General features: G+C 56.4%; 27 protein-coding genes and 1 other annotated feature. Of the genes, 10 read left to right on the top strand and 17 right to left on the bottom strand.

Annotated features, from left to right (window positions below):
• Positions 1 to 106: 106 nt before the first annotated feature.
• Both yfiH and rluD read right to left on the bottom strand, forming a co-directional pair.
• Positions 107 to 835: a purine nucleoside phosphorylase YfiH gene (gene yfiH / locus AFK66_RS04060; protein WP_023898168.1), complete on the bottom strand. Its 729-nt coding sequence runs from the start codon at positions 833 to 835 to the stop codon at positions 107 to 109.
• A complete protein-coding gene (rluD, locus tag AFK66_RS04055) occupies positions 832 to 1812 on the bottom strand; it encodes a 23S rRNA pseudouridine(1911/1915/1917) synthase RluD (protein WP_032968361.1) in 981 nt (326 codons plus the stop codon). The genes yfiH and rluD overlap by 4 nt, the downstream gene beginning before the upstream one ends.
• Positions 1813 to 1941: 129 nt before the next feature.
• Here rluD and bamD point away from each other — a divergent pair, with 129 nt between their 5' ends.
• Positions 1942 to 2679, top strand: coding sequence for an outer membrane protein assembly factor BamD (gene bamD / locus AFK66_RS04050; protein WP_007777423.1), 738 nt, complete (start codon positions 1942 to 1944; stop codon positions 2677 to 2679).
• A gap of 52 nt (positions 2680 to 2731) precedes the next feature.
• Here bamD and AFK66_RS04045 read toward each other — a convergent pair whose 3' ends face one another.
• Entirely contained in the window at positions 2732 to 3937 is a 1206-nt protein-coding gene (locus AFK66_RS04045) for a lysozyme inhibitor LprI family protein (protein ID WP_007777426.1), read from the bottom strand.
• A 345-nt stretch (positions 3938 to 4282) separates the two neighbouring features.
• Between AFK66_RS04045 and raiA the strand changes: the two genes are divergently transcribed.
• The 3 genes from raiA (at position 4283) to pheA (ending at position 6034) form a co-directional block, all read left to right on the top strand.
• Entirely contained in the window at positions 4283 to 4624 is a 342-nt protein-coding gene (gene raiA, locus AFK66_RS04040; protein WP_007777430.1) for a ribosome-associated translation inhibitor RaiA, read from the top strand.
• A 103-nt stretch (positions 4625 to 4727) separates the two neighbouring features.
• Positions 4728 to 4852: a sequence feature (Phe leader region), on the top strand.
• Positions 4729 to 4776, top strand: a complete 48-nt coding sequence (pheL, locus tag AFK66_RS22805; RefSeq protein WP_192961017.1) for a pheA operon leader peptide PheL — start codon at positions 4729 to 4731, stop codon at positions 4774 to 4776. (Overlaps the previous feature by 48 nt.)
• A 21-nt stretch (positions 4853 to 4873) precedes the next feature.
• Positions 4874 to 6034, top strand: coding sequence for a bifunctional chorismate mutase/prephenate dehydratase (pheA, locus tag AFK66_RS04035; protein WP_023898164.1), 1161 nt, complete (start codon positions 4874 to 4876; stop codon positions 6032 to 6034).
• A gap of 30 nt (positions 6035 to 6064) precedes the next feature.
• Here pheA and AFK66_RS04030 read toward each other — a convergent pair whose 3' ends face one another.
• The 10 genes from AFK66_RS04030 to ffh form a co-directional block, all read right to left on the bottom strand.
• Positions 6065 to 6934, bottom strand: coding sequence for an SMP-30/gluconolactonase/LRE family protein (locus tag AFK66_RS04030; protein ID WP_413540256.1), 870 nt, complete (start codon positions 6932 to 6934; stop codon positions 6065 to 6067).
• 76 nt (positions 6935 to 7010) lie between these two features.
• Complete coding sequence (gene tyrA / locus AFK66_RS04025; protein WP_007777435.1) at positions 7011 to 8132, bottom strand: bifunctional chorismate mutase/prephenate dehydrogenase; 1122 nt, start codon at positions 8130 to 8132, stop codon at positions 7011 to 7013.
• A gap of 11 nt (positions 8133 to 8143) precedes the next feature.
• Positions 8144 to 9214 carry a 3-deoxy-7-phosphoheptulonate synthase AroF gene (gene aroF / locus AFK66_RS04020; protein WP_007777438.1) on the bottom strand — a complete coding sequence of 357 codons (1071 nt, stop codon included), beginning with the start codon at positions 9212 to 9214 and terminating at the stop codon, positions 8144 to 8146.
• A gap of 205 nt (positions 9215 to 9419) precedes the next feature.
• On the bottom strand, positions 9420 to 10778 hold the full coding sequence (locus tag AFK66_RS04015; RefSeq protein WP_007777448.1) for a PepSY-associated TM helix domain-containing protein: 1359 nt from the start codon (positions 10776 to 10778) through the stop codon (positions 9420 to 9422).
• Positions 10779 to 10830: 52 nt separating this feature from the next.
• Positions 10831 to 11292 (bottom strand): DUF2946 domain-containing protein, encoded by a 462-nt coding sequence (locus AFK66_RS04010; protein WP_032983496.1) that lies wholly within the window; start codon positions 11290 to 11292, stop codon positions 10831 to 10833.
• A gap of 166 nt (positions 11293 to 11458) precedes the next feature.
• A complete protein-coding gene (gene rplS, locus AFK66_RS04005) occupies positions 11459 to 11806 on the bottom strand; it encodes a 50S ribosomal protein L19 (protein ID WP_002914145.1) in 348 nt (115 codons plus the stop codon).
• A gap of 45 nt (positions 11807 to 11851) precedes the next feature.
• Positions 11852 to 12625 (bottom strand): tRNA (guanosine(37)-N1)-methyltransferase TrmD, encoded by a 774-nt coding sequence (gene trmD, locus AFK66_RS04000; RefSeq protein ID WP_004385559.1) that lies wholly within the window; start codon positions 12623 to 12625, stop codon positions 11852 to 11854.
• Between the two features lie 30 nt (positions 12626 to 12655).
• Positions 12656 to 13204, bottom strand: coding sequence for a ribosome maturation factor RimM (rimM, locus tag AFK66_RS03995; protein WP_007870198.1), 549 nt, complete (start codon positions 13202 to 13204; stop codon positions 12656 to 12658).
• A gap of 18 nt (positions 13205 to 13222) precedes the next feature.
• Positions 13223 to 13471, bottom strand: coding sequence for a 30S ribosomal protein S16 (gene rpsP / locus AFK66_RS03990; RefSeq protein WP_004385557.1), 249 nt, complete (start codon positions 13469 to 13471; stop codon positions 13223 to 13225).
• Positions 13472 to 13729: 258 nt separating this feature from the next.
• Positions 13730 to 15091 carry a signal recognition particle protein gene (ffh, locus tag AFK66_RS03985; protein WP_007777457.1) on the bottom strand — a complete coding sequence of 454 codons (1362 nt, stop codon included), beginning with the start codon at positions 15089 to 15091 and terminating at the stop codon, positions 13730 to 13732.
• A 162-nt stretch (positions 15092 to 15253) separates the two neighbouring features.
• Between ffh and AFK66_RS03980 the strand changes: the two genes are divergently transcribed.
• Positions 15254 to 16048: a cytochrome C assembly family protein gene (locus AFK66_RS03980; protein ID WP_007777459.1), complete on the top strand. Its 795-nt coding sequence runs from the start codon at positions 15254 to 15256 to the stop codon at positions 16046 to 16048.
• Positions 16049 to 16066: 18 nt separating this feature from the next.
• Positions 16067 to 17356, top strand: coding sequence for an HlyC/CorC family transporter (locus AFK66_RS03975; protein ID WP_014728249.1), 1290 nt, complete (start codon positions 16067 to 16069; stop codon positions 17354 to 17356).
• Positions 17357 to 17425: 69 nt separating this feature from the next.
• On the opposite strand, the gene grpE is transcribed toward AFK66_RS03975, so the two are convergent.
• Positions 17426 to 18019 carry a nucleotide exchange factor GrpE gene (gene grpE / locus AFK66_RS03970; protein WP_004387959.1) on the bottom strand — a complete coding sequence of 198 codons (594 nt, stop codon included), beginning with the start codon at positions 18017 to 18019 and terminating at the stop codon, positions 17426 to 17428.
• A 122-nt stretch (positions 18020 to 18141) separates the two neighbouring features.
• Here grpE and nadK point away from each other — a divergent pair, with 122 nt between their 5' ends.
• The 3 genes from nadK to bamE all read left to right on the top strand — a co-directional run bounded on the left by nadK (position 18142) and on the right by bamE (position 21330).
• Entirely contained in the window at positions 18142 to 19020 is an 879-nt protein-coding gene (nadK, locus tag AFK66_RS03965; protein WP_007777462.1) for an NAD(+) kinase, read from the top strand.
• Between the two features lie 86 nt (positions 19021 to 19106).
• Positions 19107 to 20768, top strand: coding sequence for a DNA repair protein RecN (gene recN, locus AFK66_RS03960; protein WP_023898158.1), 1662 nt, complete (start codon positions 19107 to 19109; stop codon positions 20766 to 20768).
• Positions 20769 to 20985: 217 nt separating this feature from the next.
• On the top strand, positions 20986 to 21330 hold the full coding sequence (gene bamE, locus AFK66_RS03955) for an outer membrane protein assembly factor BamE (RefSeq protein ID WP_004387956.1): 345 nt from the start codon (positions 20986 to 20988) through the stop codon (positions 21328 to 21330).
• Positions 21331 to 21438: 108 nt separating this feature from the next.
• On the opposite strand, the gene AFK66_RS03950 is transcribed toward bamE, so the two are convergent.
• Both AFK66_RS03950 and AFK66_RS03945 read right to left on the bottom strand, forming a co-directional pair.
• Positions 21439 to 21729: an RnfH family protein gene (locus AFK66_RS03950; RefSeq protein ID WP_004387955.1), complete on the bottom strand. Its 291-nt coding sequence runs from the start codon at positions 21727 to 21729 to the stop codon at positions 21439 to 21441.
• A complete protein-coding gene (locus tag AFK66_RS03945; RefSeq protein ID WP_007763442.1) occupies positions 21719 to 22156 on the bottom strand; it encodes a type II toxin-antitoxin system RatA family toxin in 438 nt (145 codons plus the stop codon). Before AFK66_RS03945 ends, AFK66_RS03950 begins: the two co-directional genes overlap by 11 nt.
• Before the next feature lie 148 nt (positions 22157 to 22304).
• Here AFK66_RS03945 and smpB point away from each other — a divergent pair, with 148 nt between their 5' ends.
• Positions 22305 to 22787, top strand: coding sequence for an SsrA-binding protein SmpB (smpB, locus tag AFK66_RS03940; RefSeq protein WP_004387953.1), 483 nt, complete (start codon positions 22305 to 22307; stop codon positions 22785 to 22787).
• A gap of 267 nt (positions 22788 to 23054) precedes the next feature.
• On the opposite strand, the gene AFK66_RS03935 is transcribed toward smpB, so the two are convergent.
• The gene (locus AFK66_RS03935) at positions 23055 to 24224 is read right to left on the bottom strand and encodes a beta-barrel domain-containing protein (protein ID WP_007777474.1); all 1170 of its coding nucleotides are present in this window, start codon (positions 24222 to 24224) and stop codon (positions 23055 to 23057) included.
• Between the last annotated feature and the right edge of the window lie 3 nt (positions 24225 to 24227).

Raw genomic sequence — 24227 nt, 5'->3', positions numbered from 1 at the left:
ATTGCTACTGGAGATTAAATGAGGTCATCCCTCAATTATTCAAGGTTAATGGCCTGAAATATGTGGAGCGTCAGTTATCCGTACCGGATCGTCTTGATTCAATAGGTTATATCAGCCAAATGAAACTTGCCATACGACCTGTCGTTCTGTCGCGGCGATACGAGAAAAAATCGTGGCTTTCGCTATGCGTACAGCGCTCGCCGCCATAAACGGCGGTCACGCCGATGTTCGCGAGACGCTGGCGCGCCAGCAGATAGATATCGGCGAAATATTTCTCGCCGTGCGGGCGAAAAGCAGCTGCAGCCGCGGGATCTTTAGCGGTAAACGCGTCGCGCACTTCCGGGCCAACTTCAAAAGCCTGCGGGCCAATCGCCGGGCCAAGCCAGACCTGGATTGTGGCGGGCGGCGCGCGAAAACAGGCGACGGTCTCTTCGAGCACGCCTTCGCACAGCCCACGCCAGCCCGCGTGCGCCGCCGCCACTTCCGTGCCGGACGCCTCGCAAAACAGCACCGGCAGGCAATCGGCGGTCATCACCGCGCAGACCGTTCCCCGTTCACGGGTATAAGACGCATCCGCACGCTTAGAGGCATACGGCCCGCCGTCGAGACGAAGGACATCCTTACCGTGAACCTGCTCAAGCCAGACGGGTGCAGAAGGGAAATTCGCCGCCTGATAAAAACGGCGACGGTTCTCTTCGACATGTTCAGGATTATCCCCGCAGTGCGCGCCCAGATTTAAGGCGTTGTAAGGCGGCAGGCTGACGCCGCCGTGGCGGGTAGAGCTACAGGCCGCGACGCCCGAAGGCAGCGGCCACTGCGGAGTAATCAGTTTCATAACCAGTCCACGTCGTCTTTATGGGCTTCGAAGTCAGCGCGCAGCGCGTCGATAAGATCAACCATATCCTGCGGAATAGGCGCATGCCACTCCATCAGAATACCGCTGATGGGGTGATAGAGACGCAGCATAGTCGCATGCAACGCCTGGCGATCGAACTTACGCAGCGCCTGAATGAATGCTTCACTCGCGCCTTTCGGCGGACGCGGACGGCCGCCATACAGCTGATCGCCCACCAGCGGATGGGTGATGTGCGCCATATGTACGCGGATCTGGTGCGTACGACCGGTTTCCAGACGCAAACGCAGGCGGGTATGAATCCGAAAATGCTCCATAATGCGGTAGTGCGTCACCGCCGGTTTGCCCATCGGATGCACCGACATATGGGTGCGTTTGGTCGGGTGGCGGCTGATAGGCTCGCTGACCGTACCGCCCGCCGTCATATGTCCAATCGCCACTGCTTCATATTCGCGGGTGATTTCACGCAGCTGCAGCGCTTCAACCAGGCGCGTCTGCGCCGGAACGGTTTTCGCGACAACCATCAGGCCAGTCGTGTCTTTATCCAGACGATGCACGATACCTGCACGCGGCACATCTGCGATAGGCGGATAATAGTGCAGTAGCGCGTTAAGCACCGTGCCGTCCGGGTTGCCGGCGCCCGGATGAACCACCAGATCGCGCGGTTTGTTGATAACCATAATATCGTCATCTTCATAAACGATATTGAGCGGGATATCCTGCGGCTCAAAGCGCGCTTCTTCTTCGATTTCAGCATTGATGGCGACACGTTCCCCACCCAACACTTTCTCCTTCGGCGTATCGCACATCTGGCCGTTTACCAGCACGCGCTGGTCAAGTATCCATTCTTTTATGCGTGAACGTGAATAATCCGGGAACAATTCGGCCAAAGCCTGATCTAAGCGTTGACCGAGTTGTGACTCGGACACCGTTGCGGTGAGTTGTACTCGTTGTGCCATATACAGCTTCTTCGTTAACGTTGGGTTTTACGGCTTTGCCGTTTAATATAGTGTGCTATTGTAGCTGGTCTTAATCGGGAGCTGGAACTGTGAAACTCCCGCATAACATCTGAGGAAAGTCAAAACGTCATGACGCGCATGAAATATCTGGTGGCAGCCGCCACGTTGAGCCTGGCTTTGGCGGGCTGCTCCGGTTCTAAGGAAGAGGTGCCCGATAATCCGCCTTCAGAGATCTACGCGACTGCGCAGCAAAAGCTGCAGGACGGTAACTGGAAAGCGGCAATAACGCAACTGGAAGCGTTAGATAACCGTTATCCGTTTGGCCCTTATTCTCAGCAGGTACAGCTGGATCTGATCTACGCCTATTATAAAAATGCCGATCTGCCGCTGGCCCAGGCCGCTATTGACCGCTTTATTCGCCTTAACCCGACCCACCCGAATATCGACTACGTGATCTACATGCGCGGCCTGACCAATATGGCGCTTGATGACAGCGCGCTGCAGGGCTTCTTCGGTGTCGATCGCAGCGACCGCGATCCACAGCATGCGCGCGACGCGTTCCGCGACTTCTCGAAGCTGGTTCGCGGCTATCCGCAGAGCCAGTACGCCACCGACGCCACCAAACGTCTGGTCTATCTGAAAGACCGTCTGTCGAAATATGAGCTTTCCGTTGCGCAATATTACACCAAACGCGGCGCATGGGTGGCGGTTGTGAACCGTGTGGAAGGTATGCTGCGTGATTACCCGGATACTCAGGCGACTCATGAAGGGCTGGGCCTGATGGAAAACGCCTATCGCGAGCTGCAGCTCAACGCGCAGGCGGATAAAGTGGCGAAGCTTATCGCCGCGAATAACACCGGCTCCTGAGCCTTACATCAGCGTAAAAAGCCAGCCCGGCGGGCTGGCTTTTTTTATGGCGCTACTCGCCGGTCCACGTCGATCCGTCAATAAAGGTAACGCGGTCATCCACCCACTCGCGCACAATGTTCTCTGCCGCTTTACGGGCATTTTCGGGCGTCCAGCCGCGATCGTTTTGCAGCCACTGTGCGGTCGCCTTACGCGCAGGCTCAAGCGCCGCCAGCACTTTTTCACGCTGCGCTTTTGGCCAGGCGGTTTCATCTTTCCACTCGCGGATCTCTTTTTCCGAATCCCGCGGTTTTTGAGCCGGTTCGGAAGGGTTGAGGTAATCCTCTGGCTTAACGGTCACGTGCAGCTCAAAAATACGCCAGTCCGCATAGCTGGCATGCTGAATCGTCCCGGCGCCTTCACTCGCTTTGCTCAGCGCATCGGAAAACGCATCGTTAAGCGCCTTCCAGGCAGGCGTACTGAAAATTGCAGCCTGAGGGGCACAAACTGGCGCAGCGCCGTCGCGTGACGAACCATACAGCGCGCCAAACGCTTCATAAGCGGCCTGCCCTTGCGCCGGGAAAATAAAGCAGTGAACGTACGGGCGGTCGCTATCGTTTTCGTAATCCAGCCTTTCGATATTCATACGCAGCAGCGTCAGCACCGCCCGGTCTTTACCTTCCTTCGGGTCTCTGTCGATATCTTTCATTATGGAGTAAGCGAAATCATCGTCCTTAAGCCCGTCCAGGGCCATCTGGTGACGCTTATTGGCCTCCTGCGCCGTCACGCCACTGGCGGGCACGAAACGGTTGAGATAGACCAGCCATGCAGAGGCCAGCGGTGTCTGGTACTGGCGCAGCTTATCAGCCGCCGTGGCCGGAGCTGTCGGGATAAGGCTCACCGCCGTATCGAAATCATGGTTAGCGCGGCGCGCAATTTGCTCAAGCTGTTCAGCGCGGGGTTTCATAGTAGCCATGAGACATGCGTTCAGCTCACTCGCGTTACCCGCGCAGGCGTTGCGCGTTTTAAGCCACGCGCGCTGTTCTGCGCGTAACGCCGCGGCATCCTGTACGGTCATACTGCTCGTCGCGCGCAGGTAGCTGTCGCTGATTTTGCTGTCGAGTTCGCCGAGCGACGTTTGCTGGCAGATGGCGTGTTCAACAGGCGTGCCTGCTTTATCACAATCAAACGACGCGCCGATGGCAGGCGCAGCGCCACAGGCGAGTGTCACGCAGAGCGCAAGACGACGAAGCGACGTCAACCGAAGGGTGGCTTTCATAACAATCCTTTTTACATGAAACCTGCGCATCAGGGCAGGCGTTAATGACGCATTATTGCCGAAGCCGTGCCTTTCGAGGAGCTCTCAAAAAAGGTATACGAGCTGAAAAAGAGTCATAAAAACGGATTTGATGAAGGTTTAAACAGAGAAGGCGATGGAGTTAACTCATCAACTATGACCGCTTTTCACAAGGCCGACAAGTGAAATCCGCCCTCTTCCTGTCCTGACTCACAAAAACGTTTTATTGACAAAAAGTGACAAAATAAAGTGATCTGAATCACGCAAATTGACGCTGGGGCGGTTATGCTGAAGTTACCAAGACGGGAAAGACAAGAGGTAACATTTATGACAATGAACATTACCAGCAAACAGATGGACATCACCCCCGCTATCCGCCAGCACGTCGCCGACCGTCTCGCCAAACTTGAAAAATGGCAAACTCATCTGATTAATCCGCATATCATTTTATCTAAAGAACCCCAGGGGTTCGTCGCTGACGCCACCATCAATACGCCTAACGGCCATCTGGTCGCCAGCGCCAAACATGAAGATATGTACACGGCCATTAACGAACTCATTAACAAGCTGGAAAGGCAACTGAACAAGGTGCAACACAAAGGCGAAGCCCGCCGCACCACAGGCTCCGTTAAAGACGCCAACTTCGCCGAAGTCGAAGAAGAAGAGTAAAACCATCAGCGTCATCTTTTATCACGCGCCTTCGGGCGCGTTTTTTATTGACAGAACAAAAAGGGTGCGGGTACTTTACCGGTATGCTTATTAAGGAATCTCTCATGAAGCAACACGCGTTTTTCTTCGCTTTCTTTTTTACCTTCCCCTGAACGGGAGGCGTGTCGTCGTACAGAAAGCAAGCGAAGACGAACTAACAGGCCTCCCACTCCGGGGGGCCTTTTTTATGGCTATACACAAGGTGGCGTTATGACTGCGGAAAACCCGTTGCTGGCCCTGCGCGATAAAATCAGCGCGCTGGATGAACAATTACTCGCCCTGCTGGCGCAACGCCGGGCGCTGGCGGTTGAGGTAGGCAAAGCGAAACTCGCCACCCATCGTCCGGTCAGAGATATCGATCGCGAGCGGGATTTACTGGAGCATTTAATTAGCCTTGGCAAAACCCACCATCTCGACGCGCACTACATCACCCGGCTTTTTCAGCTGATCATCGAAGACTCCGTTCTTACCCAGCAGGCGCTTCTCCAGCAGCATCTTAACCAGACCAATCCGCACTCCGCCCGCATCGCGTTTCTCGGCCCGAAAGGCTCTTACTCGCACCTGGCCGCCCGCCAGTACGCAGCACGTCATTTCGATCAATTCATTGAAAGCGGCTGTGCAAAATTTCACGACATTTTTAATCAGGTGGAGACAGGCCAGGCCGATTACGCCGTCGTGCCGATTGAGAACACCAGCTCCGGCGCGATTAACGATGTCTACGATCTGCTGCAACACACCAGCCTGTCGATTGTCGGCGAGCTGACGCTGCCTATCGATCACTGCGTGCTGGTCTCCACCTCCACCACGCTTGATAAAATCGAAACCGTCTACAGCCACCCGCAGCCGTTCCAGCAGTGCAGCCAGTTCCTTAAACGCTACCCGAACTGGAAAATCGAATATTGCGAAAGCACCGCCGCCGCGATGGAAAAAGTGGCGCACGCCAGCTCTCCGTATGTCGCCGCGCTCGGTAGCGAAGCGGGCGGCGCGCTCTACGGTTTGCAGGTGCTGGAGCGCAATCTCGCCAACCAGACGCAGAACATCACCCGCTTTGTGGTGCTGGCCCGCAAGGCAATCAACGTATCCGATCAGGTACCGGCGAAAACCACGCTGTTAATCGCCACCGGCCAGCAGGCTGGCGCGCTGGTAGAGGCGCTTCTGGTGCTGCGTAATCACAATCTGATTATGACGAAGCTCGAATCGCGCCCGATTAACGGCAACCCCTGGGAAGAGATGTTCTATCTGGATATCCAGGCGAATCTCCACGATGCGGCGATGCAGCAGGCGCTGAAAGAGCTTGTGGAGATCACCCGGTCGATGAAAGTGCTGGGCTGTTACCCAAGCGAAAACGTGGTGCCGGTCGACCCGGCATAACCAGAGGCGGCCGGAAAACCGGCCGCTTTTTTATCCTTTGAATCGCGGCTTCGGCAGCCCCGCAACGCTGACCTCAAGCGTAAAGAGCGCGCCCGAGAGCGGGAATTTTTCCAGCTCCTCCATATCCATATTTTCCCGCGTAGTGGTGATATAGAGCGTTTTCATCTCCGGGCCGCCAAAACAGGCCATCGTCGGGCAGCGCACCGGCAGGCGGTGCTCCTCAAGCTGCTCGCCGTCTGGGGAAAACCGCGCGATGCGATGGCCGTCATACATCGCCGTCCAGTAGCAGCCTTCCACATCCAGCGCAGCGCCATCAGGAATGCCTTCACCTTCGCCAAAGGTTTTGAAAATTTCGCGTTTGCCCGGTTCGCCGAGTTCATCAAGCGGCGTGCGGTAAATGACGCCTTTGGGCGTATCGGAGGTATACATCCAGCGTCTGTCAGGGCTGAAGGCAAGGCCGTTCGCACCGTGAATATCGCTCTGGATAACATGCGCGCTCAGGTCATTATCTACACGCACCAGCAGCGCGCCTTTGTAATCGCCAGGCGCCCAGAAGGTGCCCGCGTAAAAGCGTCCATCGTGGTCGGTGCCGCCGTCGTTAAAGCGCGCCAGCGCCGGGTTATTGGGGTTATCGCAAACCTTCTGCCCCAGAATGCCGCGCTCGTCGGCAAGCCAGATGCCGCTGCGCAGCGCGACGATAAAACCGCCCTTCTCACGCAACGCGAAACAGCCCACCTCTTCCGGGAACTGCCAGACGCGGTGTTCGCCGCTTTGCGGCTGATAGCGATGGATCTCCTGCTCCAGGATATCGGCCCAGTAGAGCGCCTGCTCCTGCGCGTCCCAGGTCGGGCATTCCGGCAGATGGCCGGTGTAATCAAACAACAGCTGCGGTTGCGCCATTTCGTTCATCCTTTTTCGCCATAAAAAAAGCCAGCGGAACTGGCCTGCTGGCTTTTGAGTATAAGCGGATTTTGCGTTACTGGCGGCTGTCGTTTGCCTGGCGCAACAGCGCGCGGCTCTCCTGCTGGAATCGCTTCGCATAATCGCCGAACCAGTGTTCAACTTTCCGGAAGCTGTCGATAAACGCACGCTTGTCGCCCTGCTCCAGCAGGCCGATCGCCTCGCCAAAGCGCTGATAGTAACGCTTAATCAGCGCCAGATTGCCCGGCGACGACATAATAATGTCGGCATACAACTGCGGATCCTGCGCAAACAGGCGGCCCACCATCGCCAGTTCCAGCCGGTAAATCGGTGAGGAGAGCGCCAGCAGTTGCTCCAGCTGTACGTTTTCTTCGGCCAGATGCAGGCCGTAGGCAAACGTCGCGAAATGGCGCAGCGCCTGGATAAACGCCATATTTTGATCGTGCTCGACCGCGCTGATGCGGTGCAGCCGCGCGCCCCACACCTGAATCTGTTCAAGGAACCACTGGTACGCCTCCGGCATGCGGCCGTCGCAGTAAACCACCACCTGTTTGGCAAGGCTGCCGCTGTCTGGCCCGAACATCGGGTGCAGACCCAGTACCGGGCCGGAGTGCGTTTCCAGCATCGCCTGCAGCGGCACGTTTTTCACTGAGGTTAAATCGACAAGTACGCAATCTTCCGGCAGCGCAGGCAGCTTGCGGATAATCGCTTCGGTCAGGTGCACCGGCACGCTGACAATCACCATTCCGGCATCAGCGCACAGCGTCTGTGCCTGTGGCCAGTCTTCCTGCTCCAGAATGCGCACCTGGTAGCCGGAGAGCGCGAGCATTTTTTCAAACAGCTGGCCCATCTGGCCTCCGCCGCCGACAATCACCACCGGACGCAGCGCCGGGTTAAGTGTTTTAAAGCCTTTATCGTTCTCGCTGGAGTACGATTCGCGCATCACGCGGCGTAATACGTCTTCGATAAGATCCGGCGGCACGCCGAGCGTTTCGGCCTCCTGACGGCGTGACGCCAGCATAGAGGCCTCGCGCTCCGGTACATAAATCGGCAGTCCGTAGCGGCTTTTTACTTCGCCGACTTCCGCTACCAGCTCCAGACGGCGCGCCAGCAGCCCCAGCAGCGCCTTATCCACTTCATCAATTTGATCGCGCAGCGCGGTCAATTCAGCCACCATCGTTAAACCCCTTACGCCAGGCGCGCCGCCAGCGCCCCTCGCAGACTCTGATGAAGCTCGCGCAGCAGCGCCTCGGTGGTTTCCCAGCTGATGCAGGCGTCGGTAACCGAAACGCCGTATTTCATGGCGCTGCGCGGCTGTTCGGAGGACTGATTGCCTTCGTGAAGGTGGCTTTCAATCATCAGACCAATAATAGAACGGTTGCCGTCTTTGATTTGCGCCACCGCGGATTCCGCGACGCCCGGCTGGCGGCGGTAATCTTTATTGGAGTTGCCGTGGCTGCAGTCGATCATCAGCGCCGGACGCAGGCCCGCCTGCTCCATCTCTTTTTCACACTGTGCGACATCCGCCGGGCTGTAGTTCGGCGCTTTGCCGCCGCGCAGGATCACGTGGCCATCCGGGTTGCCCTGGGTTTGCAGCAGGCAAACCTGGCCTGCCTGATTGATGCCGACAAAACGGTGCGGCATCGCGGCAGCACGCATCGCGTTAATCGCGGTCGCAAGGCTGCCGTCGGTGCCGTTTTTAAAGCCGACCGGCATAGAGAGGCCGGACGCCATTTCGCGGTGCGTCTGCGATTCCGTGGTACGCGCGCCAATCGCGGACCAGCTAAAGAGATCGCCTAAGTATTGCGGGCTGTTCGGATCGAGCGCTTCGGTCGCGAGCGGCAAGCCAAGGCTCACAAGATCCACCAGCAGGCGGCGCGCGATTTTCAGCCCCGCTTCCACATCAAACGAGCCATCCATATGCGGATCGTTAATCAGCCCTTTCCAGCCAACCGTGGTACGGGGCTTTTCAAAATAGACGCGCATGACAAGGTAAAGACTATCGCTGACCTGTTCGGACAGGGCTTTAAATCGACGAGCATACTCCATCGCGGCTTCAGGATCGTGGATCGAGCAAGGTCCACACACCACCAGCAGGCGCGGATCGCGACCGGCGATGATATCGGAAATGGTCTGGCGAGAGCGCGCAATCTGCGCCTCCTGTTCAACGGTCAGCGGGAACTGGGCTTTAAGTTGATCCGGAGTGATTAACACTTGTTCATCGGCGATATGAACGTTATTCAGCGCGTCTTTTTGCATGATGGCGATCCTGTTAGTTTGCTCGTTGCGATAGTTTTTCTCCGCGAGGAGGATTTAACAATATCACAGGCGGTAAAGATTTCAATCCATAATACGTACCTATAAGTTTACAAAAAGAAAATAAATGCCGCTTTTCTGGCTTGTTTGTGTAATTAAAAATTTACAAAAATAAAGGGCGGGTTTTCCCGCCCTGTTATTACTGCACTTATTCAACGACCGGTTTGCGACGCCCCTGCCGCCAGCGCCAGTAGTCCATCAACAATATTATAACGAGGCTAATGCCCATGACCGGCAGCGCCAGCCCCAGCAGTACGGCTGTCGCGAGCGTCACCACACGCCAGATAACCGGCAGATTCAGCCAGCCCTGGCTTAGCGTCGCCGCCGGGCTGACCAGCGGCCCCTGCGGGCGACGCAGCCACCAGAGCCGGTAGCCGAGCACAATTGCCACACACAGCGCAATGCCAAAGGCGATAAGCAGCAACTGGTTCGGCAGGCCGAACAGTATGCCCATATGAAAATCAACGCCCCAGCGCGTGAGCTTCGCCATCAGCGGATAATCCGCAAAACGCGTAATATCGATCACCTGAAGCGTTGCGCCGTCCACTGCCACGGCATCCACCTGCGTGGGCCAGGCGCGGTCGATTTCCGTCACCGTCCAGGCGCGCCCCGCCTCACGCGGCGGACGAATCTCCAGCCTGCGGGCGTCGATCCCGGCGCTTCTCGCCGCCAGCAACACCTGGTCATACTGACGAGCATCGATATGCAGCGCTGGCATGCCCATCGCGCCGTGATGCATATGGTGCTCCGCGTGCGGATCGTGTTCCTGCGCCCTGCCATGCAGCTGCGTATTAACCTGGGGCGTCAGCCAGCCAAACGCAGCGCGCATTTTATCGACGTTCGCGCCCGCCCACTGCGACCAGGTGAGTCCTGTCGCGGAAAAGAGCAGCATACCGGCGAGCAGCGCCCAGCCGAGACCCGTATGCAGGCGGCGTGTATTCTGAAACGCGTTTTTCATGCGCCGTTTCGGGCGGGTGAAGTACCAGAGCGCTATACCGCCAAGCGCCGCCACCCACATCCATGAGGCCGCCAGTTCGCTGTAGACACGCCCGATGTCGCCAAGCAGCAGCGAACGGTGCATATAGTCTATCCACTGGCGCAGGGGCAGAATGCCGCTGGTGCCATAGACGGTCATGTCGCCTTTTACCGCAAGGGTCACCGGATCGATAAATATCGCGCGCGATTCCGACTCGCCAAGCGACGGGTCAGCAAACATCACCCGCGTTGTCTCGCCAGGCGTTAACGCCGGACGTACCGCAGAGAGGCGCAACTTACCGCCTGTCTGTTGCTCCGCGACAGTGATTTGCTGCGCCAGCGGCTGACGCTCACCCGACGTAGCGCCGGACAGCGCCTCGCGATAGATCCAGGTTTCGAGCTGCGGAGTCGCGACATAGAGCGTGCCCGTCAGCGCGGCGATGAAAATAAACGGCCCGATAAACAGACCAATATAGAAATGAAGGCGTCGCAGCAGGTTTACCCATGCCGCACGCGGCGTGCAGGAAGTCATACTTTTCCTTTTTAAAAGCAGGTGTTATCGCTGCGCCAGGGCGCAGGGGTTTTTAGCAGGAAAAAGCAGACAGGCGCGGCGGCGCGCGGGTATCGGGCCAGAGACGCGGGTAAAAACGCCAGTGCCTGGCCACCGGGCGAGGAACCGGCAACCGCACGCGTTGGAGAATAAAGGAGATGAGCAGTACAAGCGCCAGCAACAGGCCTGGCACGTGCGCCAGCAGAACGCAGTAGCCGCACGCTTCGGCATGATCGACCGGCATGGATACCGGCTCAGGAGCAGCTCTCTCGTGATGCATCCCCTGATGCATATCGGCCATGTCGCCCATGTCAGCCATCGGCATCTCGTGATGCATGCCGGGCATCTCGTGATGCATGCCGGGCATCGCGCTCATCGGGTCTTTTTGCAGGCTGACAGAAATAAGCGGTGCCACCACAATCAGCAGGATCGCGAACAGCGCAAGCATAGCTGCGCGATAACGAAACACTGACTGATAAAAGATGTTGCTGCCCACTGCACCTCCAGAAAGGGAGGCTTATTGTAAATGATTTGGATGTCGATGGTTAACGCAAAGGAAGGAAAACAGGCGCTCTTTACACTGAGCTTAAGCGGTAAAGCGACAAAAAAAGGGCCAGCCCGCAGGCCAGCCCTTTTTATATCGGATGTCGCTTAAGCGAATCTTAGTTAAGACGCTCTTTGATACGAGCAGACTTACCAGTGCGCTCACGCAGGTAGTACAGTTTAGCTTTACGTACAGCACCACGACGTTTAACAGCAATGCTGTCAACTACCGGAGAGTGAGTCTGGAAGACTCGCTCAACGCCTTCGCCGTTGGAGATTTTGCGAACAGTGAATGCAGAGTGCAGACCGCGGTTACGGATAGCGATAACCACGCCCTCGAATGCCTGCAGACGTTTTTTGGAACCTTCAACAACCCATACTTTCACTTCCACGGTATCACCCGGACGGAAGGAAGGTACGTCCTGCTTCATCTGCTCTTGTTCAAGTTGCTTAATAATGTTGCTCATAATTTAATCTCTTATCCTGGGTAAACTGATGTTTCGGGTAGCGGCTTACGCGTCGCCAGTCCCATCATGTCTATGTTGCTGTTGTGCGTGTTCAGTTTTGAACTCCGCCAGCAACTTTGCTTGCTCTTCAGTCAGAGCCAGGTTTTCCAGAAGTTCAGGTCTTCTAAGCCAGGTACGGCCCAGCGACTGCTTCAGGCGCCAGCGTCTGATTTCGGCATGGTTCCCCGACAGTAAGACTGGCGGTACTTCCATCCCTTCTAACACTTCAGGCCGGGTATAGTGCGGGCAATCCAGCAACCCGTCGGCAAAGGAATCTTCCGTTGCCGACGCTTCGTGACCGAGTACGCCCGGAATAAACCTGGCGACCGAATCAATCAGCGTCATGGCGGGTAGCTCGCCGCCGCTGAGAACGTAATCGCCGATTGACCATTCTTCGTCAATTTCGGTCTGAATTACGCGCTCATCTATCCCTTCGTAGCGGCCACAAACCAGAATTAACTTCTCGTTCGTCGCCAGCTCACTGACGCCCGCTTGATCAAGCTTGCGTCCCTGAGGTGAAAGGTAAATCACCTTTGCGCCCTCGCCTGCCGCGGCTTTCGCTGCGTGAATGGCGTCCCGCAAGGGTTGCACCATCATTAGCATCCCCGGTCCGCCGCCGTAGGGCCTGTCGTCCACGGTACGGTGCCGGTCGTGCGTGAAGTCGCGAGGACTCCAGCTGTCGATGCTCAGCAGGCCATTTTTTACTGCCCGGCCAGTTACCCCGTAATCGGTAATCGCGCGGAACATCTCAGGAAACAGGCTGATTATGCCAATCCACATAGCGCCGTTTATTACCGTTTGTCCGGAGGTTTAAAAACCAGGATCCCAATCTACTTCAATGGTTTGAGTAGCGAGATCGACTTTCTTGATAACCTGCCCATCGAGGAACGGAAGTAACCGCTCCTTGATACCGAACGCATCTTTCAGGTTTGCCTTAACGACGAGAACGTCGTTGGACCCGGTTTCCATCATGTCGATGACTTTACCGAGGCTGTACCCTTCCGTCGTGACTACCTGGCAACCGATAAGGTCTTTCCAGTAGTAGTCGCCTTCTTCGAGGTCCGGCAACTGCGAGGAATCCACGACAATTTCGCAATTGGTCAAAAGATTCGCGGCATCACGATCGTCAACGCCTTTCAGCTTGATGATCATGTCCTGATTGTGGTGCTTCCAGCTTTCCAGCTGTACTTGCTGCCACTGACCCGCCTGCTGGATAAACCAGGGCTGATAGTCAAAAATGCTTTCAGCGTCTTCGGTGGAGGAAAACACTCTGAGCCAACCACGAATGCCGTAAGAAGAACCCATTTTCCCGAGAACAATCGGGTTAACAGGGGCTTTAGCGGCGTCTTGCTTGCTCATCATGACCACCGTGACAGATTAAGCTGCTTTTTTTGCTGCTTTGATCAGCGCGGAAACGCGATCGGAAACGGTAGCGCCCTGGCCAACCCAGTGCTCGATACGATCCAGATCCAGGCGGGTGCCTTCTTCTTTCTCGTTCGCGATCGGGTTGAAGAAACCAACGCGCTCAATGAAGCGACCGTTGCGTGCATTACGGCTATCAGTAACGACAACCTGGTAGAACGGACGCTTTTTAGCGCCGTGACGTGCTAAACGAATAGTTACCATAACATCCTCTTGTGTGAATAAAACACCGGGCCCCATCGAGGAACGGAGCCCGGCGTCATATTAAAAGCCCGAAAATTTTACTGATTTCTGAGGAAAAAGCAATCTGCATATAGCAACAGAGAACAATCAGGCGTATATCGTTGCAGCCAGTTTCGCCACGGCGTGCGCGCAGGAAGCGGAGCGTACACGCAGTACGTGAGCATTCCGAGCACACCCCGGGGCGAAAATGGCAAATAAGATAGCCTGATTTTTCTCTGGTTAGCGGCCGGGGAAGCCTGGCGGCATCATCCCCTTCATATTCCGCATCATCTTCGCCATCCCGCCCTTCTTCATCTTCTTCATCATGCGCTGCATGTCGTCGAACTGTTTCAGAAGACGGTTAACGTCCTGCACCTGCATCCCGCAGCCTGCCGCGATACGGCGCTTGCGGGAGCCTTTGATGATTTCCGGCTTCGCGCGCTCTTTCAGCGTCATCGAATTAATGATGGCTTCCATACGCACCAGGATTTTGTCATCCATCTGCGATTTCACGTTATCCGGCAGTTGTCCCATGCCCGGCAGCTTGCCCATCAGGCTCGCCATGCCGCCCATGTTTTTCATCTGCTTGAGCTGCTCAAGGAAATCGTTCAGATCGAAGCCGTCGCCTTTTTTCAGCTTGGAGGCGAGTTTCTCCGCCTGCGCGCGATCGACTTTGCTTTCGATATCTTCGATAAGCGACAGTACATCGCCCATACCGAGAATACGCGACGCGATACGGTCCGGGTGGAACGGCTCCAGCGCTTCGGTTTTCTCGCCAACGCCGAGGAATTTAATCGGTTTGCCGGTGATGTGACGAATCGAGAGCGCCGCACCGCCGCGGGCGTCACCGTCCACTTTGGTCAGCACCACGCCGGTCAGCGGCAGCGCTTCGTTAAAGGCCTTCGCGGTATTGGCGGCGTCCTGGCCAGTCATCGCATCGACCACAAACAGCGTTTCCACTGGTTTGATAGAGGCGTGGACCTGCTTGATTTCGTCCATCATCGCTTCGTCGACATGCAGACGACCGGCGGTATCCACCAGCAGCACGTCGTAGAATTTCAGCTTCGCTTCTTTGAGCGCCGCGTTAACGATGTCGACCGGCTTTTGCGCGACGTCAGACGGGAAGAAATCCACACCCACCTGCTGCGCCAGCGTTTCGAGCTGTTTAATCGCCGCCGGGCGATATACGTCCGCGGAAACCACCAGCACTTTTTTCTTGTGCTTTTCGCGCAGGAATTTACCGAGCTTACCGACGCTTGTCGTTTTACCGGCACCCTGCAGGCCCGCCATCAGCACCACGGCGGGTGGCTGCGCGGCCAGGTTCAGGCTCTGGTTTTCTTCGCCCATCGCCGCCACCAGTTCGTTACGAACAATCTTCACGAACTCCTGGCCTGGCGTCAGGCTTTTGTTAACTTCATGCCCTACCGCTTTCTCTTTTACGCGGTTAATGAAGTCACGCACCACCGGCAGCGCGACGTCGGCTTCCAGCAGCGCCATGCGCACTTCGCGCAGCGTCTCTTTAATGTTGTCTTCAGTCAGGCGCCCACGGCCGCTGATATTGCGCAGCGTGCGCGACAAACGGTCAGTTAAATTATCAAACATGATCTCTTGCCCAAGGGTAACTTTAGGCCGCCGCAGCGACACCGAGTAAGAATGAGGCGCAGTATAACATGAAGCCGCCCTGGTTGTGATGCAACGGTTGGAGCAGGCGGCGCGTAACGCTATACTGCTTCTCTTTCTCTTCTGGCTAATCCGACATCCTATATGCCTGTTTTTTCACTGCTGGCGCTTGTCGCCTACTCGGTAAGCCTGGCGCTTATCATTCCCGGCCTGCTTCGCAAGAACAGCGCGTGGCGTCGTCTTGCGATAATTTCGGCGATGATAGCGCTCGTCTGTCACGCCGTGGCGCTGGAAGGTCGGCTGTTCCCGGACGACAGCAGCGGCGGCCAGAATCTCAGCCTGCTGAATGTAGGTTCACTGGTCAGCCTGATGATCTGCACCGTGATGACGATTGTGGCCTCGAAAAACCGCGGCTGGCTGCTGTTGCCGATTGTTTACGCGTTTGCGCTTATCAACCTGGCGTTCGCGACCTTCGTACCGAATGAATACATTACGCATCTGGAAACCACGCCCGGCATGATGGTGCACATCGGCCTGTCGCTCTTCTCCTACGCGACGCTGATTATCGCTGCGCTCTACGCGCTGCAACTGGCGTGGATAGACTATCTTCTGAAGAACAAAAAGCTGGTGTTCAGCGCCGATATGCCGCCGCTGATGGGCATCGAGCGCAAGATGTTCCATATTACCCAGGTGGGCGTCGTGCTGCTGACGCTGACGCTCTGCACCGGCCTGTTCTATCTTCACAACATGTTCAGCATGGAGAATATCGACAAAGCGGTGCTGTCCATCGTCGCATGGTTTGTCTATATCATCCTGCTTTGGGGACACTATCATGAAGGCTGGCGCGGCCGCCGCGTGGTGTGGTTTAACGTTGCAGGCGCCGCCTTGCTGACGCTCGCCTACTTCGGCAGCCGGGTTATCCAGCAGTTCGCTGGCTAAACTTCAAAGGACAATACGTTGGAACATATCTCAACCACTACACTCATCGTAACGCTTATCGTGATGGTGGTGGTCTCCGCCTACTTCTCCGGCTCCGAAACCGGGATGATGACCCTCAACCGTTACCGCCTGCGGCACCTGTCGAAGCAGGGCAACCGCGCGGCAAAACGGGTGGAACGCCTGCTGCGCAAGCCTGACCGGCTGATAAGCCTGGTGTTAATCGGCAACAACCTGGTCAATATTCTCGCGTCATCACTTGCCACTATTGTTGGTATGCGCCTGTATGGCGACGCGGGCGTGGCGATCGCCACCGGCGTACTGACCTTCGTGGTGCTGGTTTTCGCTGAAGTCCTGCCAAAAACCGTCGCAGCGCTCTACCCGGAGAAAGTCGCATTCCCGAGCAGCTTTTTACTCGGCCCGCTGCAAATCATTATGATGCCGCTGGTCTGGCTGCTGAATATGATCACGCGCGTGCTGATGCGCATGGTCGGTATTAAAGCGGATAACGTGGTGAGCGCCGCGCTCAGCAAAGATGAGCTGCGCACCATCGTGCATGAGTCGCGCTCGCAGATTTCACGCCGCAATCAGGACATGCTGCTCTCCGTGCTGGATCTGGAGAAAGTGAGCGTCAGCGACATCATGGTGCCGCGTAACGATATCGTCGGCATTGATATCAACGATGACTGGAAATCTATCGTCCGCCAGCTGACCCACTCGCCGCACGGGCGCATCGTGCTGTATCGCGAATCCCTCGACGACGCTATCGGCATGCTGCGCATCCGCGAAGCCTGGCGGCAGATGAACGAGAAAAAAGAGTTCACCAAAGAGGTGATGCTGCGCGCCGCCGATGAGATCTACTACGTGCCGGAAGGTACGCCGCTCAGCGTCCAGCTGGTGAAATTCCAGCGCAATAAAAAGAAAGTGGGCCTGGTGGTCAATGAATATGGCGATATTCAGGGGCTAGTGACGGTAGAAGATATTCTTGAAGAGATTGTCGGCGACTTCACGACGTCGATGTCACCCACGCTTGCTGAGGAAGTCACGCCGCAAAACGACGGCTCGGTTATCATCGAAGGCAGCGCCAACGTGCGCGAGCTTAACAAAGCGTTTAACTGGCGCTTACCGGAAGAAGAAGCCCGCACCGTCAACGGCATGATCCTCGAAGCGCTGGAGGAGATCCCCTCCGCCGGCATTCGCCTGCGTCTGCACCAGTACGATATCGATATTCTCGATGTGCAGGAAAACATGATTAAACAAGTGCGGATAACACCGGTAAAACCGCTGCGGGAAAGCGTGGAAGGCAACTAACCGTTACCTCATTAAAAAAGGCCAGTCGATGACTGGCCTTTTTCATTACTACGTTCGTTACGGCGCGGCTTACGCCTTCGCTTTCGCGACGGTCACCATCGCGGCGCGAATGGTGCGGCCGTTCAGGGTATAGCCTTTCTGCATCACCGCCAGCACGTGGTTCGGCGCAACGTCTTCCGATTCCACCATGGCGATAGCTTGATGCACGTTCGGATCCAGCGGCACGTTGGTGTCGGCAATCACTTCCACGCCGAACTTACGCACTACATCCAGCATCGATTTCAGGGTCAGTTCGATCCCTTCCACCATCGCGGCCATATCCTGGTTTTCTTTGTTCGCCACTTCAAGCGCGCGATCGAGGCTGTCGATAACCGGCAGCAGCTCGTTGATGAATTTCTCCAGCGCGAATTTATGCGCCTTCTCGATATCCTGCTCGGTACGGCGACGCAGGTTTTCCATCTCCGCTTTCATGCGCAACACAGTGTCGCGCTCGCGGTTCTGGGCCTGCGTTAACTCCGACTGCAACCGGGCAATCTCTTCATCGCGCGGATCCACCTGCTCAGCAGATTCGGCAGATTCTACAGCCTCAACCTCTTCATGCTGCTCCGTGACGATCTCTTCCGGGGCTTGCCCGTCAGGCGTTTTCTGTTCTTTACTACTCATGAAATTCTCCGCGTTTATGCATTCGTATCGCTAACCTGGATTATTATGGGGATCAGTTTGCGGGTTTCAAGGGAAGCAGACAGATTGTCCCCCTTTCCACGCCTATAAGGACGACCAGGAAAATGAATAACCATTTCAACTGCATCGGTATTGTCGGACATCCACGTCACCCTACCGCGCTGACGACGCATGAAATGCTGTGGCGCTGGCTTTTGGATCGCGGCTACGACGTCATTATCGAGCAGCAGATAGCCGAGGAGTTAAAACTCACGGATGCCCGCACCGGAACGCTGGCGGAAATTGGCCAGCAGGCGGATCTGGCGGTCGTGGTCGGCGGGGACGGCAACATGCTCGGTGCCGCGCGCGTTCTGGCGCGCTATGACATCAGCGTCATCGGCATCAACCGCGGTAATCTCGGTTTCCTTACCGATCTCGATCCGGACAACGCCCAGCAGCAGCTGGCGGACGTGCTTGAAGGTCATTATATCCGCGAGCAACGCTTTTTGCTGGAGGCGCAGGTCTGCCAGAAAAATTGCCAGAAGCGCATCAGTACTGCCATTAATGAAGTGGTTCTGCACCCCGGTAAAGTGGCGCATATGATTGAATTCGAAGTCTATATTGATGAAAAATTCGCGTTTTCTCAGCGCTCGGACGGCCTGATTATCTCAACGCCAACCGGCTCCACCGCCTATTCGCTCTCGGCCGGCGGCCCGATTCTCACGCCGTCGCTCGACGCCATCACGCTGGTGCCCATGTTCCCGCATACGCTTTCGGCGCGTCCGCTGGTGATTAACAGCAGCAGCACCATTCGCCTGCGTTTTTCCAACATGCGCAGCGATCTGGAAATCAGCTGCGACAGCCAGATAGCGCTGCCTATCCAGGAAGGCGAAGATGTGTTTATCCGCCGCTGCGACTACCCGCTGAACCTCATTCATCCGAAGGACTACAGCTATTTCAATACGTTAAGCACAAAACTCGGCTGGTCAAAAAAATTATTCTGAAACCCGCATCAGCCACTTTACTGTATATAAAACCAGTTTATACTGTATGCAATTACAGCTCTGTGAGTTTATACAGGAAGGCGGCTATGCTGGCACAATTAACCATCAGTAATTTCGCTATTGTTCGTGAACTGGAAATCGACTTTAACGCCGGGATGACCGCCATCACCGGCGAAACCGGCGCCGGTAAATCCATTGCGATCGATGCGCTGGGTTTGTGCCTGGGTGGCCGTGCGGAGGGCGATATGGTGCGCGCCGGTGCCAGCCGCGCGGATCTCTGCGCCCGCTTCGCGCTGAAAGACACGCCTGCCGCCCTGCGCTGGCTGGAAGAAAACCAGCTTGAAGACGGCAGCGAGTGCCTGCTGCGCCGTGTTATCAGCAGCGATGGCCGCTCGCGCGGCTTTATCAACGGCACCGCCGTGCCGCTCTCGCAGCTGCGCGAACTCGGTCAGTTGCTGATTCAAATTCACGGTCAGCACGCCCACCAGCTTCTGCTTAAACCTGAACATCAGAAACGCCTGCTGGATGGCTATGCAGGCGAAGGTGAGCTCATGGCGCAGATGGCGCAGAGCTACCGCCAGTGGCATCAAAGCTGTCGCGATCTCGCCCTGCATCAGCAACAGAGCCAGGAGCGCGCCGCGCGCGCCGAGCTGCTGCACTACCAGTTAAAAGAGCTTAACGAATTCAACCCGCAGCCGGGCGAGTTCGAGCAAATCGATGAAGAGTACAAACGCTTAGCCAACAGCGGGCAGCTGCTTTCTACCAGCCAGCAGGCGTTAAACCTGCTGGCCGACGCGGAAGATGCCAATCTGCAAAGCCAGCTCTACAGCGCACGCAATCTCGTGACCGATCTCGTCGGCATGGATGACAAACTCTCCGGCGTGCTGAATATGCTTGAAGAGGCCGCCATCCAGCTGAGCGAAGCCAGCGACGAACTGCGTCACTACTGCGAACGTCTGGATCTCGACCCGAACCGTCTGTATGAGCTGGAGCAGCGCATCTCCCGTCAAATCACGCTTGCGCGCAAGCACCATATCGCCCCGGAAGAGCTGCCCGCGTTCCACCAGAAGCTGCTTGAAGAGCAACAGCTTCTGGACGACCAGGCCGATTGCCTGGAAACGTTGACCCTGGCGGTCAACAAACACCACCAGCAGGCGCTGGCGGTAGCGCACGCGCTGCATGAAAGCCGCGTGGTCTATGCCCGCGAACTGACGCAGCTCATCACCGACAGTATGCATTCGCTGTCGATGCCACACGGTCAGTTCACGATTGACGTCCTGTTTGAGGAGCACCATCTGACAGCGGAAGGCGCCAATCGCATCGATTTCCGCGTCTCCACAAACCCGGGGCAGCCGCTGCAGCCGCTCGCGAAAGTGGCCTCCGGCGGCGAGCTTTCCCGTATCGCGCTGGCGATTCAGGTGATCACCGCCCGTAAAATGGAAACTCCGGCGCTGATTTTCGATGAAGTGGACGTGGGTATCAGCGGTCCTACCGCCGCCGTAGTGGGCAAACTGCTGCGCCAGCTTGGCGAATCCACCCAGGTAATGTGCGTCACCCACCTGCCGCAGGTCGCGGGCTGCGGCCATCATCACTTCTTTGTCAGCAAAGAGACCGATGGCGCGATGACCGAAACCCATATGCAGCCGCTGGATAAAAAAGCGCGTCTTCAGGAGCTGGCCCGCCTGCTGGGCGGTAGCGAAGTTACACGCAATACCCTGGCGAACGCTAAAGAGCTGCTGGCGGCGTAATTTTCTCTCCGGCGGGGCTCTGCGCCCCGCGCTTTCGCTCAGAAAAGCAGCAACAAAAGCGCGCGGCGTGCTTTAATCGCTTTTTGCGCTAACTTTTTTCCTCCGCTACGGTCATAGTGAAGCGCCTTAAGGTTTTAAACTGACTGAAGGTTTATTATCATCGGCTAATTATGTATGAGCCGCGTGTTGCTCGGGCCCGAAAAGGAATCTAATCACTATGCGCTGTAAAACGCTGACTGCTGCCGCAGCGGTCCTTCTGATGTTGACCGCAGGCTGTTCTACTCTGGAGCGAGTGGTTTACCGCCCCGACATTAACCAGGGTAACTACCTGACGTCTACCGACATTGCTAAAGTCCGTATTGGCATGACGCAACAGCAGGTTGCTTACGCGCTGGGCACGCCGATGATGACGGACCCGTTCGGCAGCAATACATGGTTCTACGTTTTCCGCCAGCAGCCGGGTCACGAAGATGTCACGCAGCAAACGCTGACGCTGACCTTCAACAGCAACGGTGTGCTGACCAATATGGATAACAAGCCGAAGCTTGACGCGAAGCGTTAATCGCAGCCGATGCTCAAACGAAAAAAGGTGCCTGAGGCACCTTTTTTATTGGGCATTTTATGACGAGAGCCAGACGGCGACATTGAATAACGCGTCGCACGCGCAGGCTTATTTTTTCGCCGCGCGTTCGGCACGCTGGCGACGCAGCTCTTTCGGGTCGGCAATCAGCGGGCGGTAAATCTCCACGCGGTCGCCGTCATTTAACGTATCGGCAAGCTTAACCGGGCGGCTGTAGATGCCGACCTTATTCTTTTTCAGGTCGATATCTTTACGCAGCTCCAGCAGGCCGGAGGCGATAATCGCCTCTTCCACCGACGCGCCTTCGGGCAATTTTACCTTACGCAGGTACTGTTTTTCGGGCAGGGCATACGCCACTTCCACCTGAATCTCACCCGGCACTGTAAACCTCTTTGGCACGCTGTGAGAACGCCTGCACCATGCTGGACGCAAGCTCTTTAAAGACCCGGCCAAACGCGAGTTCGATAAGCTTATTAGTGAATTCAAAATCAAGATTGAATTCAATCTGGCAGGCGTCTTCGGTCAGCGGCGTAAATTTCCAGCCGCCCATCAGTTTTTTGAAGGGGCCATCGACCAGATGCATCAAAATGCTCTGATTGCTGATCAGCGTATTGCGGGTGGTGAACGTCTTGCTGATGCCGGCTTTCGACACTTCCACCGCGGCCGTCATCTGGCCCGGCGACGATTCCAGCACGCGGCTTCCCACGCAGCCTGGCAGAAACTCCGGGTAGGATTTCACATCGTTCACTAACTTGTACATCTGCTCAGCGCTGTAAGGCACCAGGGCAGTACGACTAATCTGGGGCATAGTATTTCCTGTGAGTCATACGACTTAGAAATAATAACATTTATCATCCATTAAACAAAAACTCGCCGGCAGACATGCTAAGATAACCCTTTTCCACCCCGGGAAAGGGGTGCGTTTTACGACCGGATTACCTATACTGAGCGGCACTATGACCAAGAAAAAAGCACACAAACCTGGCTCAGCCACCATTGCGCTCAACAAGCGCGCCCGCCATGAGTACTTCATCGAAGAAGAGTTTGAAGCAGGCCTGGCCCTTCAGGGCTGGGAAGTTAAATCCCTGCGAGCGGGGAAAGCCAACATCGGTGACAGCTACGTTATCCTGAAAGACGGCGAGGCGTATCTGTTCGGTGCCAACTTCCAGCCGCTGAACGTAGCGTCCACGCATGTGGTTTGCGACCCGACCCGCACGCGTAAGCTGCTGCTTAACCAGCGCGAGCTGGATAATCTGTATGGCCGCATTAACCGCGATGGTTATACCGTGGTGGCCCTGTCGCTGTACTGGAAGAACGCGTGGTGCAAAGTCAAAATCGGCGTGGCGAAAGGTAAGAAGCAGCATGATAAGCGCTCCGATCTGAAAGAGCGCGAATGGCAGCTTGATAAAGCACGCATTATGAAAAACGCGGGGCGTTAAGCCTGGCGACAAAAAAACCGGCGAATGCCGGTTTTTTTATGGGCGCGGTGGGTGCACTTCGCTTACCCACCCTGGATGACCATTTCGCCACTTGTTATCTCCGGTGGGTGCGCTTCGCTTACCCACCCTACAAGATGACACTATATACGAGTGTAGGGCGGGTAAGCGCAGCGCACCCGCCATCTCAATAGCGCTCCCGCCATCTCAATAGCGCTCCCGCCACATCAATATCAATAACATCCGCCACTGCAATGTCAGGCCATAAACCTACCGTTCCCTTAACGCCTCTTTCACCTTATTAAGCGGCTTAATCAAATAATCGAGCACGGTTTTCTGCCCCGTTTTGATCTCCACGTTGGCGACCATCCCCGGCAGGATCGGGAAACGCTTGCCGTTGCGGTTCTTAAGCTCGGCGCTTTTGGTGCGCACATACACGCGGTAATAAAACTGATCGCGTTTTACCTCATCCTGGAGCGTATCGGGCGAGACCATCTCCACCTCGCCTTTCAGATCGCCATAGATAGACGAATCGTATGCCGTAATCTTCACCGTCGCGGGCAATCCCGGCCGGATATAGGCGATATCGCGCGGGTTGATGCGCGTCTCCACCAGCAACTGATCTTCCAGCGGCACAATCTCCATCAGCTTGCCGCCGGGCTGGAGCACGCCGCCCACCGTCGTCACCTGGATATCTTTCACCACCCCGCGGACCGGCGAAAACAGCGTGGCGCGATCGAGCTGATCCGCCTTGCCCGCCATTACCTGCAATTGCGCGTCGAGATCGGCATTATTCTTCACCTGCTCTTCACGGGCGCGCACCGCGAACTGGTTGCGCGCGTCGTCCATTTTGCCCTTCAGCTCGGCGGCCTGACGTTGCAGACGAATAACCTCCACTTCGCTGGCGGCCCCTTTCGCTACCAGCGGCTGGGTCATACGCAGCTCCGCCATCACCAGATTGTAGGTCTTTTGCAGGTTCTCCAGCGTCTCGTTAAGGTTACGACGGCGCGACTCATAAAGCTGGCGTTCGCGGGCCACCAGCGCCGGTTCGAGCATCGACTCCTCGCTAAACTGAAGCGGCTCACCGGTCAGTTCCGAGCGCAGCCGCTCGCTGGACGCGCGCAGCGCCCTCGCCCTCGCCGCCGCCTCGCCGTAGTTCGACTGAAACCGCGTCGGGTCGAGCCGCGCCAGCATCTGCCCGCGATCCACCACATCGCCCTCATGCACCATCAGCGCGTTAACTATGCCCCCGTCCAGACTCTCAATCACCTGCGCGCGGCTCGACGGCGTGATTTTGCCGGTGCCAACCGTCACTTCATCCAGCGTCGCAAACCACGCCCAGACAAAAAACAGCACCAGCGCCGCCAGCGTCAGCCAGATAACCGACGAATAAAACCGCCCCTGACGCGCAAGCTCTTCCTGCATCGTTAATTGGCTCATGAA

The sequence above is a fragment of the Cronobacter malonaticus LMG 23826 genome (genome assembly GCF_001277215.2).
Taxonomy (GTDB): Bacteria; Pseudomonadota; Gammaproteobacteria; order Enterobacterales; family Enterobacteriaceae; genus Cronobacter; species Cronobacter malonaticus.
This window is presented reverse-complemented; position numbering and strand designations above follow the sequence as displayed.

Coding starts and splice junctions, on each gene's coding strand:
- yfiH (WP_023898168.1), bottom strand. CDS start 835: ATGAAACTGATTACTCCGCAGTGGCCGCTGCCTTCGGGCGTCGCGGCC.
- rluD (WP_032968361.1), bottom strand. CDS start 1,812: ATGGCACAACGAGTACAACTCACCGCAACGGTGTCCGAGTCACAACTC.
- bamD (WP_007777423.1), top strand. CDS start 1,942: ATGACGCGCATGAAATATCTGGTGGCAGCCGCCACGTTGAGCCTGGCT.
- AFK66_RS04045 (WP_007777426.1), bottom strand. CDS start 3,937: ATGAAAGCCACCCTTCGGTTGACGTCGCTTCGTCGTCTTGCGCTCTGC.
- raiA (WP_007777430.1), top strand. CDS start 4,283: ATGACAATGAACATTACCAGCAAACAGATGGACATCACCCCCGCTATC.
- pheA (WP_023898164.1), top strand. CDS start 4,874: ATGACTGCGGAAAACCCGTTGCTGGCCCTGCGCGATAAAATCAGCGCG.
- AFK66_RS04030 (WP_413540256.1), bottom strand. CDS start 6,934: ATGGCGCAACCGCAGCTGTTGTTTGATTACACCGGCCATCTGCCGGAA.
- tyrA (WP_007777435.1), bottom strand. CDS start 8,132: ATGGTGGCTGAATTGACCGCGCTGCGCGATCAAATTGATGAAGTGGAT.
- aroF (WP_007777438.1), bottom strand. CDS start 9,214: ATGCAAAAAGACGCGCTGAATAACGTTCATATCGCCGATGAACAAGTG.
- AFK66_RS04015 (WP_007777448.1), bottom strand. CDS start 10,778: ATGACTTCCTGCACGCCGCGTGCGGCATGGGTAAACCTGCTGCGACGC.
- rplS (WP_002914145.1), bottom strand. CDS start 11,806: ATGAGCAACATTATTAAGCAACTTGAACAAGAGCAGATGAAGCAGGAC.
- trmD (WP_004385559.1), bottom strand. CDS start 12,625: ATGTGGATTGGCATAATCAGCCTGTTTCCTGAGATGTTCCGCGCGATT.
- rimM (WP_007870198.1), bottom strand. CDS start 13,204: ATGAGCAAGCAAGACGCCGCTAAAGCCCCTGTTAACCCGATTGTTCTC.
- rpsP (WP_004385557.1), bottom strand. CDS start 13,471: ATGGTAACTATTCGTTTAGCACGTCACGGCGCTAAAAAGCGTCCGTTC.
- ffh (WP_007777457.1), bottom strand. CDS start 15,091: ATGTTTGATAATTTAACTGACCGTTTGTCGCGCACGCTGCGCAATATC.
- AFK66_RS03980 (WP_007777459.1), top strand. CDS start 15,254: ATGCCTGTTTTTTCACTGCTGGCGCTTGTCGCCTACTCGGTAAGCCTG.
- grpE (WP_004387959.1), bottom strand. CDS start 18,019: ATGAGTAGTAAAGAACAGAAAACGCCTGACGGGCAAGCCCCGGAAGAG.
- nadK (WP_007777462.1), top strand. CDS start 18,142: ATGAATAACCATTTCAACTGCATCGGTATTGTCGGACATCCACGTCAC.
- recN (WP_023898158.1), top strand. CDS start 19,107: ATGCTGGCACAATTAACCATCAGTAATTTCGCTATTGTTCGTGAACTG.
- bamE (WP_004387956.1), top strand. CDS start 20,986: ATGCGCTGTAAAACGCTGACTGCTGCCGCAGCGGTCCTTCTGATGTTG.
- AFK66_RS03945 (WP_007763442.1), bottom strand. CDS start 22,156: ATGCCCCAGATTAGTCGTACTGCCCTGGTGCCTTACAGCGCTGAGCAG.
- smpB (WP_004387953.1), top strand. CDS start 22,305: ATGACCAAGAAAAAAGCACACAAACCTGGCTCAGCCACCATTGCGCTC.
- AFK66_RS03935 (WP_007777474.1), bottom strand. CDS start 24,224: ATGAGCCAATTAACGATGCAGGAAGAGCTTGCGCGTCAGGGGCGGTTT.